The sequence below is a fragment of the Bradyrhizobium sp. MOS003 genome, assembly GCF_003020125.1.
Classification (GTDB): domain Bacteria; phylum Pseudomonadota; class Alphaproteobacteria; order Rhizobiales; family Xanthobacteraceae; genus Bradyrhizobium.
In genome coordinates, this window is the sequence record NZ_PYFW01000001.1 from 268,129 (window position 1) to 281,355 (window position 13,227).

The window sequence follows — 13,227 nt, forward strand, 5'->3', positions numbered from 1 at the left end:
AACCGCACCTGGCGTGTTCCCCCGCGTCGATGAGTAGGCAGTAAAAGTATAAGGGGTGTTGCGAGGCCGAACGCTCCGGCCGGCCGGGATGCTGGTTCTCCGCAGATGGTGAACGGCGCGTTATTGGGTCGGCCAGCGGCCCCGTAGATTCACGCAGTACGAGGCGTTCGTTCGCATGACATGCGCCGCGTCATGGTGAACGGGTGGTTAGTGATGCGGCCGGCGACGCGGGGAGAGTTCGCGCTCTTCCCAACGTCATCATTGCAGAGCGCTTACTTCGCCCGCTTCTGCTCGATCACGTCCCACACCTTCGCTGCAACATCGGGCCCGCCGAGGCGCGCGATGGCACGGATGCCCGTTGGCGAGGTCACGTTGATCTCGGTGAGGTTGCCGTTGATGACGTCAATGCCGACGAACAGCAAGCCGCGCTCGCGCAGCGCCGGGCCGACGGTGGCACAGATCTCGCGCTCGCGCGGGGTGAGTTCGGTCTCCTGCGCCGCGCCGCCGCGCACCATGTTGGAGCGGAGGTCGTCGGCGGCCGGCACGCGATTGACCGCGCCGGCGAACTCGCCGTTGACCAGGATGATGCGCTTGTCGCCGTGCCTCACCTCGGGGATGAATTGCTGGATCACCCAGGGCTCCCGGAACGTCACCGAGAACATGTCGTATAGCGAGCCGAAGTTCATGTCCTGCGGCATCACGCGGAACACCGCTGCGCCACCATGGCCGTGCAGCGGCTTCATCACGACGGCGCCGTGCTTGTCGCGGAAGGCGTTGATTTCGTCGAGGTCGCGCGAGATCAGGGTCGGCGGCATCAGCTGCGGAAAGTTCATCACGAACAGCTTTTCCGGCGCGTTGCGCACCGAGGCGGGATCGTTGACCACCAGCGTCTTCGGATGGATGCGCTCCAGAAGATGCGTCGAGGTGATGTAGGCGAGGTCGAACGGCGGGTCCTGGCGCAGCAGCACCACGTCAAAGCCGTTCAGCGCCTCGCGCCTGGGTTCACCGAGCGTGAAGTGGTTGCCGGGCTCGTCGCGCACGGTGAGGAACTGAACCGGCGCTACGATTTCCTCGCCGACCATCGATAGCTTGTCGGGCGTGTAATAGGACAGGCCATGGCCGCGCTTCTGCGCCTCCAAAAGCAGCGCAAAGGTGGAATCGCCCTTGATGTTGATGCGGGCGATGGGGTCCATCTGGACGGCGACGTTCAGTTTCATGGTCTGCCTTTCAGGTCGAGGCGTCGAATGCCGCCAACACATGGCGCGGAAGTCGCTTCGGCGCAATCAGCATGGCGTCGAATCGCAATTCGAATTCGGCATGCTCGGGATGCGCGGCAAGCCAGCCCTGTGCGGCATTGATGATGCGCTGCTGCTGGCGCGGCGTCACGGCGAAGGCGGCGTCATCCAGCGTGGCGCGCGCCTTGACCTCGACGAAGGCGATCAGATTGCGCCGGCGCGCCACGATGTCGATCTCGCCATGCGGGTTGCGGTAGCGCTTGGCCAGGATACGGTAGCCCTTGGCCATCAGATAGGCGGCTGCGCGACTCTCCGCGGAGATGCCGGTTTGGAACGCGGCGACGCGTTCGGGCGAGGCGACCTTCGGTTCCGCCGGGACCTCAGTCTTCGCCATCGCCGCCCCTCAGGTCTTTGGCGAGCTCGAGCGCGCGGGCATAGACTTCGCGGCGCGGCCGTCCCGAGAGTGCGACCGCATGCGCCACGGTATCCTTGACGCTGTGCGCGGCAAGCTGCTCGCGCAACAGATCGTCCAGCGCATCCGATGTCAGCATCTCGGCATCGGCTGCTGGCGGAGCGATCACCAGAACGAACTCGCCGCGCGTCTCCAGCGTATCGGCCCCGCGCGCCAGCTGGCTCAACGGTGCGCGCGAAATCTCCTCGTGCAGCTTGGTCAGCTCGCGGCAGATCGCGGCCTCGCGGGTGCCCATGATCTCGGCGAGCTCTGCGAGCGTGTCCTGCACGCGGTTGCCGGAGTCGAACATCACCAGCGTGGCGTCGATGCGCGCAAGCTCGGTCAGGCGCGCCTTTCGCGCGGCTGACTTCGCCGGCAGAAACCCCTCGAAAAAGAAACGGTCGGTCGGCAGTGCCGCGACCGACAGCGCCGCCAGCACCGAGGACGGGCCGGGCAGGGCATACACCGCATGGCCGGCGGCGCAGACCTCGCGGACCAGCTTGAAGCCGGGATCCGAGATCAGCGGCGTGCCGGCGTCGGAGACCAGTGCAATCGAGCCACCCTGCGCCAGCGCCTCCAGGATTTTCGGACGCGCGGCTTCCGCATTGTGCTCGTGATATTGTTTGAGCTGTGCTGCAATCGCGTAGCGCTCGGTCAGGCGCCGGGTGATGCGGGTGTCCTCGCAGGCGATGACGTCGACGCCGGCGAGGGTCTGGAGCGCCCGCACCGTGATGTCGCCGAGATTGCCGATGGGGGTTGCGACCAGATGCAGGCCCGGTGCCGCCTTCGGCGCCGCAAGGCGATGGGCATCGATGGAGAAACCGCGCGTGGCGGCGTCTTGAGCTTCAGGCGTATTTATCGGGGCCGGCTTTGCGCGCATAATGAAGTCAACTTAGGCACGATCCGCAGGGCTGGGAACCGGCTCGTCGAAAAAGATCGTACTGAGGTGAGGGGCGAGGAACGGACGGGAATGTGATCGATTCAGGATCACGTCGAGAGGCAATGAGGGCTCTTGCGCCATATTCGCGACTGAAACACCGCCTTGATGCTGAATGAGCGAGGGTAAACAGCTTCTGGAACCGGAAGGCGGCCGCGTTAAGGGGCTATTATCCTTTTGTTTCGGTTAACTATTTGCCGACAATATGCCTGAATCCGCGGCTTGTGTCGTGGAAAGAATATCGTCACCGGCCGGAGCCGGCGGGTCAGAAGAGAAGTTGCCATGGTGGGCCCGCGTTATCCAAAATTTCCCGTTCCGGGGCGTCTTATGTCAGGGGCGACTCGCCGGAGCGCGCTCGGCCTGCTGATCGGCGCCCCTCTGCTGTCGGCCTGCGCCGGCGTGCAGCAGAGCCTGAGCCAATTCTCCAGCCCGTTCTCGAGCTCGACGCCACCGGCTCAGCCCGCGGGTCCCCCGCAGCAGGCAACGACCGCCGGCACCGGCGGCGTGAAGGTCGCCGTGATCCTGCCGCTCTCGGCCGCCGGCAATGCCGGGCTTGCCGCACAATCCATGCGCAACGCCGCCGAGATGGCGCTGGCCGAATTCCAGAACCCGAACATCCAGCTGCTGATCAAGGACGACAATGGCAGCCCGCAAGGTGCGCAGGCTGCCGCGCAACAGGCCGTCGACGAAGGCGCCGAGATCATTCTGGGACCGCTGTTCGCGCAATCGGTGCCGGCAGTGGCGCAGGTCGCGCGCACGCGCGGCATCTCGGTGATCGCGTTCTCGACCGATTCCAGCATCGCCGGCCGCGGCGTCTATCTGCTCTCCTTCCTGCCGGAGTCCGACGTCAACCGCATCGTCGAATATTCCGCCAGCGTCGGAAAGCGCTCCGTCGCCGTGCTGGTTCCCGACAATGCCTATGGCAACGTCGTCGAGGCCGCGGTGAAGGCGGCCGTGCCGCGCCGTGGCGGACGCATCGTCGCTTTCGAAAAATACGGCGCCGATCGCGCCACGCCGGCGCGCACCGTGGCGCAGCAGCTCGGCAGCGCCGATGCGCTGTTCATCGCCGATGACGGCGATGCCGTGGTGTCGGTGGCAGATGCGATGACGGCGGCGGGCGCGAACTTACGCAACATCCAGCTGCTCGGCACCGGCCTGTGGGACAATCCCCGCGTCTATGCCAATGCCAGCCTGCAGGGCGGCCTCTACGCCGCGCCCGATCCGGCCGGCTTTCGCGCGTTCTCCGGACGCTATCGCACCAAATATGGCGCGGAGCCGATTCGCACCGCGACGCTCGCCTATGATGCGGTCGCCCTCGTCGCCGCGCTGGCGCGCACGCAAGGCACCACGCGCTTCTCGCCGGATGTACTCACCAATCCGTCGGGCTTCGCCGGCATCGACGGCCTGTTCCGCTTCCGCGCCGACGGCACCAATGAGCGCGGGCTTGCGGTGATGAAGGTGACGCAGGGTGGCGGCGTTGCGGTCGCGGGATCGCCGAAGAGTTTTGGGGCGTAGGTCGACGACGGCAGCCCGCTACGCTGCGAGATCCGCGACCACCGCATCGAGCACCGGAAATCCGCTGCTCGTCACGCGCAACCGGCCCGTCGCATCGACCGTGATCGCGCCCTCTTCGCGCAGCAGTGCGATGCGCTTGGGGTCGAGCGGGCGGCCGGAGAGCGCTCTGTAGCGCTCGGGGTCGATGCCCTCGGCCAAACGCAATCCCATCAGCAGGAATTCGTCGGCGCGCTCTTCGCTGTTGAGGAGATCGTCGGTGACGACACCATGGCCGTTGGTCTCGACCCGCATCAGCCAGGCCTCGGGACGCTTCTCGGTGGCGATGGCGTGCCTGATGCCGTCGATGTCGAGCCGGCCGTGGGCGCCCGGGCCGATGCCGGCATATTCCTCGCCGCGCCAATAGACCAGATTGTGCCGGCACTCGGCGCCGCGCCGCGCGTGATTGGAGATCTCGTAGGCGGGCAGACCGAGCTTGTCGCAGGTTTCCTGCGTGACGTCGTAGAGCGCGCGCGCGACCGCTTCGTCCGGCGTCTTCAGCTTGCCGGCCTGGTGCAGGCCGAAGAACGGCGTGCCTTCCTCGATCGTCAATTGATAGAGCGACAGATGTTCGGCGGCTTCATCGATGGCGAGGCGCAATTCATCGGCCCACATCGCCGGCGTCTGGTCGGGACGGGCGTAGATCAGGTCGAACGAATAACGGTCGAACGAGCGGCGCGCGATGGCAACGGCGTCGAGCGCCTCGCGCGCGCTGTGCATGCGACCGAGCGCCTTCAGCGACGCATCGTCGAGCGCCTGTACACCAAGCGAGACGCGGTTGACGCCGGCTGCGCGATAGCCGGCAAAGCGCGTGGCTTCGACGCTGGTCGGATTCGCCTCGAGCGTCACTTCGACGTCGCCGGCGACGTTCCAGTGCTTGCCGATGGCATCGAGCACCGCGCCGACCGTTGCCGGCTGCATCAGCGACGGCGTGCCGCCGCCGAGGAAGATCGAGGTGACCTCACGGCCCGGCGAACGCTGCGCGGTCGTTTCGATCTCGCGGGCGAAAGCGGAGGCGAAGCGCGCTTCGTCGATCGCGGCGTGGCGGACGTGGCTGTTGAAGTCGCAATAGGGGCACTTCGACAGGCAGAACGGCCAGTGCACGTAGACGCCGAAGGCTGCAGAGTCTTGTCTTGACGCGTTTTCCTGGCGCGAACCGGTATCCACTTCGCTGGAAAACGCTCTAGCGCGGCTCAAGGCAGATCTCCGCCAGTTTCACGAAGGCGCGGGCGCGATGCGACAGGCCGAGGCCGAGCGGCGGCAGGCCGTGCTTCTCGATGCTTTCCATCTCGCCGAAGGTGCGGCCGTGGCCGTCGGGCAAGAACATTGGGTCATAGCCGAAGCCGGCGGTGCCGCGCGGCGGCCAGACCAGCGTGCCTTCGACGCGCGCCTCGACCTCTTCGAGATGATCGTCGGGCCAGGCGACGCAGAGCGCGGAGACGAAGTGGGCCTTGCGCCTGTCCGGTGTGGTCGCGCCGCGCTCCTGCAACAGGCGCTCGATCTGCGCCATCGCCGCGTTGAAATCCTTGCTCGGTCCGGCCCAGCGCGCGCTGTAGATACCGGGCGCGCCGTCGAGCGCGTCGACCACGATGCCGGAATCGTCGGCGAAGGCTGGAAGCCTGGTCGCCTGCGCCGCCGCGATCGCCTTGATCGCGGCATTGCTGCGGAAATCGTTGCCGGTCTCGTCGGGCTCGTCCAGGCCGAGTTCACCCGCGGACACCGCCTGGATGCCGTAAGGCGCCAAAAGCTCCCGCATCTCGGCGAGCTTGCCGGGATTATGGGTGGCGATGACCAGCTTTCCGGTGATTCGGCGGTGCATGGGCTTATTGACTACGCGACAGCCAGTTTCTGCAAGTCCACCAGACGCGCAATGCCCTTCTGGGCCAGTGCCATCAGCGCCAGGAACTCGTCCTGTGTGAACGGTTCGCGTTCCGCGGTGCCCTGCACCTCGATGATGCGGCCATCGCCAGTCATGACGAAATTGGCGTCGGTCTGGGCTTCCGAATCCTCGGCATAGTCGAGATCGAGCACCGGCGTGCCGTTGTAGATGCCGCAGGAGATCGCAGCGACGTTGTCGCGCATCACCTTGGCCTTGATCATGTTGCGCGCCTTCATCCAGGCGATGCAATCGGCGAGCGCGACCCAGGCGCCGGTGATCGAGGCCGTGCGCGTGCCGCCATCGGCCTGCAGCACGTCGCAATCGACCGTGATCTGACGCTCGCCGAGCGCTTCGAGATCGACGATGGTGCGAAGCGAGCGGCCGATCAGGCGCTGGATCTCGACGGTGCGGCCGCTCTGCTTGCCGGCGGCGGCCTCGCGGCGCGTGCGTTCCGAGGTCGCGCGCGGCAGCATGCCGTATTCGGCCGTGACCCAGCCGCGGCCCTGGCCCTTCAGCCACGGCGGCAGGCGATCTTCCAGCGTGGCGGTGACCAGCACATGGGTGTCGCCGAATTTCACCAGGCAGGAGCCTTCCGCATATTTGACCACGCCGCGCTCCAGCGTCACGGGGCGCAATTCGTCGGGCGCACGGCGGCTTGGCCGCATGGGAAATCCTCCAGAACTCGTCGGTGTAGGGCTGTTCGCGGTGCTTGTAGGTGGGGTGAGGGTATGCGGCAAGGGGGAAGGACAAGGCTTTTTCACCCCCGGTTCTCCGCCCTGCAAACGCGGCGCTTGTCATAACCCTCCCGGATGGACAAATTACATGCGTCTGACAGGAGTTACCGTCTGTGGCCCATCACGATCCGATCCATCTGATCGCGCCGCGCGCGGGGCTCGCCCAGCTCAACGAGCGTTCTCGCGACATCTTTCGTCAAATTGTCGAAAGCTATCTCGCGACCGGTGAGCCCGTCGGTTCGCGCAATATCTCGCGCCTGATCGCCATGCCGCTGTCGCCGGCCTCGGTCCGCAACGTCATGGCTGATCTGGAACAGCTCGGCCTGATCTATGCACCCCACACCTCAGCGGGCCGGTTGCCGACGGAACTCGGCCTGCGCTTCTTCGTCGATGCCCTGATGCAGGTCGGCGACCTCAACGAGGCCGAGCGGCAGTCGATCCAGAGTCAGCTCACCTCCGTCGGCCAGGCGCACTCGGTCGAGGCGGCGCTGGACCAGGCGCTGACGCGGTTGTCGGGCCTGACCCGCGCCGCCGCGGTGGTGCTGACGCCGAAATCCAATGCGCGGCTGAAGCACATCGAATTCGTCCGCCTGGAACCGGAAAAGGCGCTGGTGATCCTGGTCGGCGAGGACGGCCAGGTCGAAAACCGCGTGCTGTCGCTGCCCCCCGGAGTTCCCTCCTCGGCGATCACCGAGGCCGGCAATTTCCTCAATGCGCGCATCCGCGGCCGGACCCTGGCCGAGGCCCGGCTCGAGCTCGAGACGGCGCTTGGAGAGGCCCGCGCCGAGCTCGATCAGCTGGCACAGAAGGTGATTTCCGCCGGAATCGCCAGCTGGTCCGGCGGCGAGACCGAGGACCGCCAGCTCATCGTCCGCGGCCACGCCAATCTGCTCGAAGATCTGCATGCGCTGGAGGATCTGGAGCGGGTTCGGCTCCTGTTCGACGATCTCGAGACCAAGCGCGGGGTGATCGACCTGCTGGGGCGCGCCGAGACCGCCGAGGGCGTGCGCATCTTCATCGGCAGCGAAAACAAGCTGTTTTCGCTGTCGGGGTCCTCCACCATCATCTCGCCCTATCGGGATGCCGCCGGCCATATCGTCGGCGTTTTGGGTGTGATCGGGCCGACGCGGCTGAATTATGCCCGCGTGATCCCGACCGTGGACTACGCCGCCCGCATCGTCAGTCGCCTGCTGGGAGGCTGACCGGCGTTTGATCCGTTCACGGGCGCTTGATTTTCGGCGTCCGAAGCACGATATCCGGGCCAGAAAACTCCCACGCGAAACCAGACCAGTTCGAGAAATGAGCCGATGACCGATCGAGACCGGCAACCCGAAGACACGACTGCTGCGACCGGCGAGCCCGTGGTGTCGAAACCCTACATCATGCCCGACGATCCCGAGCCCGGCTCGGTCGAAACGTTGCAGAAGGAAGCCGCCGAGGCGCGCGACCGCATGCTGCGGACGCTGGCCGAGATGGAGAATTTGCGCAAGCGCACCACCAAGGAGGTCGCCGACGCCCGCCTCTACGGCATCACCGGCTTTGCCCGCGACGTGCTCGACATCGCCGACAATCTCCAGCGCGCGCTCGATGCCGTTCCAGCCGAGGCTCGCGCCACGGCCGATCCCGGCCTGACCGCGCTGATCGAGGGTGTCGAGCTCACCGAGCGCTCGCTACACAGCGCGCTCGAAAAGCACGGCGTGAAGAAGCTGGATCCGCAGGGCCAGAAGTTCGATCCGAACTTCCACCAGGCGATGTACGAAGTGCCTGATGCGTCGGTGCCGTCGGGCACCGTGGTGCAGATCATGCAGGCCGGCTATACGATCGGCGATCGCGTGCTGCGCCCGGCCCTGGTCGGCGTTGCCAAGGGCGGCGCGAAGCCCGCGCCGGCCGCCAACACCAACGAGCCGAACAGCGCGGCGAACTGATCGATCTTCAGGGTGAGAGGCGCGTGAGCGCCGTCTCGAACCATGCAGGCCAGCTGCCGCAGCGGAGCCTTCATGCTTCCAGACGCGCACGAACAAGCGCGCTCCTCGGTATGAAGGGCTTGCAGTTGTTCGCGCCGATTACGCGCTCACCGCGATATCCGCAGACTGAATCCGCTTGACGCCGGCCTTGGCCATATCGGCCCAGGCTTTGGCGAGCGATCCCTGATTGTCGATGCCGCGGCAGGCGTCTTCCACCACATAGACCTCGAAGCCCGCCTTGCGCGCGTCGAGCGCGGTCCAGGCGACGCAGAAGTCCGTCGCGAGGCCAGCGACGAAGACGCGCTTGATCTTGCGGCCCTTGAGATAGCCGGCAAGGCCCGTCGAGGTCTTGCCGTCGGCTTCGAGGAAGGCCGAATAGCTGTCGACGTCCTTGTGAAAGCCCTTGCGGATGATCAGCTCGGCGTGCGGGATCGCAAGGTCCTTCGACAGCGAAGCGCCGTCGGTGCCCTGCACGCAATGGTCGGGCCACAGCACCTGCTTGCCGTAGGGAAGATCGACGGTTTCGAATGGCTTCTTGCCGGAATGCACCGACGCAAACGAGACGTGGCCCGGCGTATGCCAGTCCTGCGTCATCACCACGTTGGCAAACGCCTTCGAGATCTTGTTGATGACGGGCACCACCTGCTCGCCCTCTTTCACCGCGAGGCTGCCGCCGGGCAGGAAGCAGTTCTGCACGTCGATCACGAGCAGCGCGGACGCATCGTCCGGCTTGATCGATGCCGCTGCAAAGAGTGCGGTTGGCGCGAGAGTCGCAAGCGCCGTCGTTCCAAGCATTGCCAGGATTTGCCGTCGATCCAGCATCGTTCGCCTCCCATCCAGGATGATCCAACGGGAGCGAAGCCTAGTTCCGTTCGTATACGAACAGAAGCCCGAAAATGCGGCCGGCGTTGGTGAGGGGGTGGGCTGACAAACCCACAGCACCGTCGTCCCGGGGCGGGCGAAGCGCGAGCCCGGGATCCATAACCACAGGGAGAAGTTTGGCCGATACCTTTTGCAACCGCGAGATCACGCGGTATGGATCCCCGCCTTCGCGCTCAGCCCTTCGGCTGTATGCCGTCGCGCACGGCGCGGAAGCGGGTGAAGGCGGCCAGCCACTGGTCGCGCGGGGCGCTGGCGACGATGCGCAGCGAGGCGCCGCCGGTCGAGAAGCGGATCCACTGCACCACGGTGACCGGGACCTTGTCCTTGCCGCTGACCCCGTCGATCCGGGTCTCGAAGCCCTGCTGGCCGTTGATGCGGATCGGCTCGGACATGGTGACGCGCGATTCCCGCACGCCGGGGATCTGCAGCGCCGCTTCCTGGGCGAAGCGCGCGCGGTCGTCGGCCTGCTGCGGCGTGGCGCCGATCAGACCGAGGATCATGAACGGCTTCGACTCATAGCCGGAGCTCTCGTCGCCGTCAGCCAGGATGATGCTCGAGCCCGGCGCCAGCGTGCGGATGTCCTTGAACTCGGCGAGATCGGTGATCTTGAACGGCATCAACCCGATCTGCTCCTCTGCCGAGACCTGCTTGCGGGTGGTGGCGCTCGCAAACATCTGCCGCACCGCCTCATCCGTGTAGATCTTGGTCGCATTCTCCGGCACTTGCACCGCGACATAGCCGGAGAAGCCGGCGCCCGGCACGATCATCGAATAGCGCTTCACCGGGGTGTCGCCCGCCTTGCCGCTCTCGGTGGTGAAATAGGCGAGGCCCGCGGGCGTCTCGATCTTGTCCTGCTTGACACCGCCTGTGCCAGCCGGATTGGAATTGAAGGCGCTCACGACCTCGCCATAGGCCGCCGGCGGCAGCTCGGTGATCAGCACCTTGACGTTGCCGTCCTCGCTCTCGAAGCCGGGAAAGGTTTTTGCCGTGCTGAGGCCGACCAGCGGCACCATGCCGAGGCGCAAGCCGGGTGGAAACACGGCGTCGGCGGCGAGGGCCGGAAACGCGGAGGCTATCAGGAGGGCGAGCGCGGCGAGGGGACGGATCAGCTTCATGGGCACTCTGATTGGTTCACATTGAGGCCGTTCGATGGTCGGCGACCGGGCCGCTTTGTCGCGCGGAGCAGCCGTGGCGGCGGTCCGGCCGGTTCGCCTTTTACCGGGTTTGGGCTTGCGGCAACAGGGCGGGCGGGCTTGCGGTAGCCGGGGCTTGCTGACGCCTGAACCTGTTAATAATTCCTCACCTGCAAGAGCGGTGCAGCCCGGATATGATCTTCCAAAACCCAATGTTTTCACGGCAGAAACCTAGCTTCGGTCCTTGCGGGCCCCTCCCCCCCTCCTATATGAGCGTCAACCATCGCAATATCGCGAATGTTTGATCTTAGGGGGTTTCGGTCGGGTGCCTTCTGGGCCCAGCCAACCTGCCGCAAAAACAAGGATATCGGACCATGGGAAAGGTCATTGGGATCGATCTCGGCACCACGAATTCGTGCGTCGCCGTGATGGATGGCAAGAACGCCAAAGTCATCGAGAATTCCGAAGGCATGCGCACGACGCCTTCGATCGTCGCCGTGACGGACGACGGTGAGCGCCTCGTCGGCCAGCCGGCCAAGCGCCAGGCCGTTACCAATCCCGAGCGCACCTTCTTCGCAGTGAAGCGCCTCATCGGCCGCCGCTACGACGACCCGATGGTCGAGAAGGACAAGAAGCTCGTCCCCTACAAGATCGTGAAGGCTTCCAACGGCGACGCCTGGGTCGAGGCCGACGGCCAGACCTACTCGCCTTCGCAGGTCTCGGCGTTCATCCTGCAGAAGATGAAGGAGACCGCGGAAGCCCATCTCGGCCAGAAGGTCGATCAGGCCGTCATCACCGTTCCCGCCTACTTCAACGACGCCCAGCGCCAGGCGACCAAGGACGCCGGCAAGATCGCGGGCCTCGAAGTGCTGCGCATCATCAACGAGCCGACCGCGGCAGCGCTGGCCTATGGCCTCGACAAGACCAAGGCCGGCACGATCGCCGTGTACGATCTCGGCGGCGGCACGTTCGATATCTCCATTCTCGAAATCGGCGACGGCGTGTTCGAGGTGAAGTCGACCAATGGCGACACCTTCCTCGGCGGCGAAGACTTCGACATGCGTCTGGTCGGCTATCTCGCGGACGAATTCCAGAAGGAGCAGGGCATCAACCTGCGCAACGACAAGCTCGCGTTGCAGCGCCTGAAGGAAGCCGCTGAAAAGGCCAAGATCGAGCTGTCCTCGACGACGCAGACCGAAATCAACCTGCCCTTCATCACCGCGGACCAGACCGGTCCGAAGCATCTGACGATGAAGCTCACCCGCGCCAAGTTCGAAGCGCTGGTCGACGACCTCGTCCAGAAGACCGTCGAGCCCTGCCGCAAGGCGATCAAGGACGCCGGCCTCACCGCCGGTGAGATCGGCGAAGTGGTTCTGGTCGGCGGCATGTCGCGCATGCCGAAGGTCCAGGAAGTCGTGAAGCAGCTGTTCGGCAAGGAGCCGCACAAGGGCGTCAACCCGGACGAAGTCGTGGCGATCGGCGCTGCGATCCAGGCCGGCGTGCTCCAGGGCGACGTCAAGGACGTGCTGCTGCTCGACGTCACCCCGCTGTCGTTGGGCATCGAGACGCTTGGCGGCGTGTTCACCCGCATCATCGAGCGCAACACCACGATCCCGACCAAGAAGAGCCAGGTGTTCTCGACCGCCGAGGACAGCCAGAACGCGGTCACCATCCGGGTCTTCCAGGGTGAGCGTGAAATGGCGGCCGACAACAAGATGCTCGGCCAGTTCGACCTGATGGGCATTCCGCCGGCGCCGCGCGGCATGCCGCAGATCGAGGTGACTTTCGACATCGACGCCAACGGCATCGTCAATGTCTCGGCCAAGGACAAGGCCACGGGCAAGGAGCAGCAGATCCGCATCCAGGCCTCCGGCGGCCTGTCGGAAGCCGACATCGAGAAGATGGTCAAGGACGCCGAGGCCAATGCCGAGGCGGACAAGAAGCGCCGCGAGGCCGTGACCGCCAAGAACGAGGCGGATGGTCTGGTGCATTCGACCGAGAAGGCTTTGGCCGAGCACGGTTCGAAGGTCGGAGAGACCGAGCGCCGCGCCATCGAGGACGCCGTCGGCGACCTCAAGGAAGCGCTGAAGGGCGACGATGCCGAGGCGATCAAGGCCAAGACCCAGACGTTGGCCCAGGCTTCGATGAAGCTCGGCGAGGCCATGTACACGCAGCAGGCCGAGGCCGATGCCAAGAGGGACGCGGCCAAGGACGACGTCGTCGACGCGGAATTCACCGAAGTCGACGACGACAAGAGCAACAAGAAGTCCGCCTGATCCCCGAGCGGGTCATGATGCGGACGGCTTGGACCCCACACGCTCTACCGGCCTCCCCCTTCGTGGGGGAGGCCGCCGTGTCGGGACGGACGGGCGGGTCGCCCGTTACGATCGATCAATTCCCAGCCGTTATGCTGAACGCCGCCACGCCGCCCTCTGCCGCCGAGCAGAAGGCCGCCTATATC

12 protein-coding genes are annotated in these 13,227 nt (G+C 65.6%); 4 read left to right on the plus strand and 8 right to left on the minus strand.

All coding sequences use genetic code 11. From position 1 onward, the window contains the following. Nucleotides 1-272: 272 nt before the first annotated feature. The 3 genes from gshB to rsmI are packed head-to-tail and all read right to left on the minus strand — an operon-like array spanning nucleotide 273 to nucleotide 2,566. Nucleotides 273-1,217 (minus strand): glutathione synthase, encoded by a 945-nt coding sequence (gshB, locus tag C7G42_RS01325; RefSeq protein WP_106947316.1) that lies wholly within the window; start codon nucleotides 1,215-1,217, stop codon nucleotides 273-275. Nucleotides 1,218-1,227: 10 nt separating this feature from the next. Then, complete coding sequence (locus tag C7G42_RS01330) at nucleotides 1,228-1,629, minus strand: YraN family protein (RefSeq protein WP_106947317.1); 402 nt, start codon at nucleotides 1,627-1,629, stop codon at nucleotides 1,228-1,230. Beyond that, on the minus strand, nucleotides 1,616-2,566 hold the full coding sequence (rsmI, locus tag C7G42_RS01335; protein ID WP_106947318.1) for a 16S rRNA (cytidine(1402)-2'-O)-methyltransferase: 951 nt from the start codon (nucleotides 2,564-2,566) through the stop codon (nucleotides 1,616-1,618). Before rsmI ends, C7G42_RS01330 begins: the two co-directional genes overlap by 14 nt. Before the next feature lie 339 nt (nucleotides 2,567-2,905). Here rsmI and C7G42_RS01340 point away from each other — a divergent pair, with 339 nt between their 5' ends. Continuing rightward, nucleotides 2,906-4,138 (plus strand): penicillin-binding protein activator, encoded by a 1,233-nt coding sequence (locus C7G42_RS01340; RefSeq protein ID WP_199580591.1) that lies wholly within the window; start codon nucleotides 2,906-2,908, stop codon nucleotides 4,136-4,138. Between the two features lie 18 nt (nucleotides 4,139-4,156). On the opposite strand, the gene hemW is transcribed toward C7G42_RS01340, so the two are convergent. From hemW to rph, 3 genes are read right to left on the minus strand one after another with little or no spacing between them, the layout of a single operon-like run. After that, the gene (gene hemW, locus C7G42_RS01345) at nucleotides 4,157-5,341 is read right to left on the minus strand and encodes a radical SAM family heme chaperone HemW (protein WP_106947320.1); all 1,185 of its coding nucleotides are present in this window, start codon (nucleotides 5,339-5,341) and stop codon (nucleotides 4,157-4,159) included. A 16-nt stretch (nucleotides 5,342-5,357) separates the two neighbouring features. Continuing rightward, nucleotides 5,358-5,993 (minus strand): RdgB/HAM1 family non-canonical purine NTP pyrophosphatase, encoded by a 636-nt coding sequence (gene rdgB / locus C7G42_RS01350; protein WP_106947321.1) that lies wholly within the window; start codon nucleotides 5,991-5,993, stop codon nucleotides 5,358-5,360. Between the two features lie 11 nt (nucleotides 5,994-6,004). Beyond that, on the minus strand, nucleotides 6,005-6,718 hold the full coding sequence (rph, locus tag C7G42_RS01355; RefSeq protein ID WP_106947322.1) for a ribonuclease PH: 714 nt from the start codon (nucleotides 6,716-6,718) through the stop codon (nucleotides 6,005-6,007). Between the two features lie 182 nt (nucleotides 6,719-6,900). Between rph and hrcA the strand changes: the two genes are divergently transcribed. Next, complete coding sequence (hrcA, locus tag C7G42_RS01360; protein ID WP_094976015.1) at nucleotides 6,901-7,989, plus strand: heat-inducible transcriptional repressor HrcA; 1,089 nt, start codon at nucleotides 6,901-6,903, stop codon at nucleotides 7,987-7,989. Nucleotides 7,990-8,094: 105 nt separating this feature from the next. Continuing rightward, nucleotides 8,095-8,712 carry a nucleotide exchange factor GrpE gene (gene grpE / locus C7G42_RS01365; protein ID WP_106947323.1) on the plus strand — a complete coding sequence of 206 codons (618 nt, stop codon included), beginning with the start codon at nucleotides 8,095-8,097 and terminating at the stop codon, nucleotides 8,710-8,712. A 138-nt stretch (nucleotides 8,713-8,850) separates the two neighbouring features. On the opposite strand, the gene pncA is transcribed toward grpE, so the two are convergent. Then, entirely contained in the window at nucleotides 8,851-9,573 is a 723-nt protein-coding gene (gene pncA, locus C7G42_RS01370) for a bifunctional nicotinamidase/pyrazinamidase (RefSeq protein WP_094894105.1), read from the minus strand. A gap of 233 nt (nucleotides 9,574-9,806) precedes the next feature. After that, the gene (locus C7G42_RS01375) at nucleotides 9,807-10,748 is read right to left on the minus strand and encodes a hypothetical protein (RefSeq protein WP_199580592.1); all 942 of its coding nucleotides are present in this window, start codon (nucleotides 10,746-10,748) and stop codon (nucleotides 9,807-9,809) included. Nucleotides 10,749-11,140: 392 nt separating this feature from the next. Between C7G42_RS01375 and dnaK the strand changes: the two genes are divergently transcribed. Further along, nucleotides 11,141-13,042, plus strand: a complete 1,902-nt coding sequence (gene dnaK, locus C7G42_RS01380; protein ID WP_106947325.1) for a molecular chaperone DnaK — start codon at nucleotides 11,141-11,143, stop codon at nucleotides 13,040-13,042. Nucleotides 13,043-13,227 lie beyond the last annotated feature (185 nt).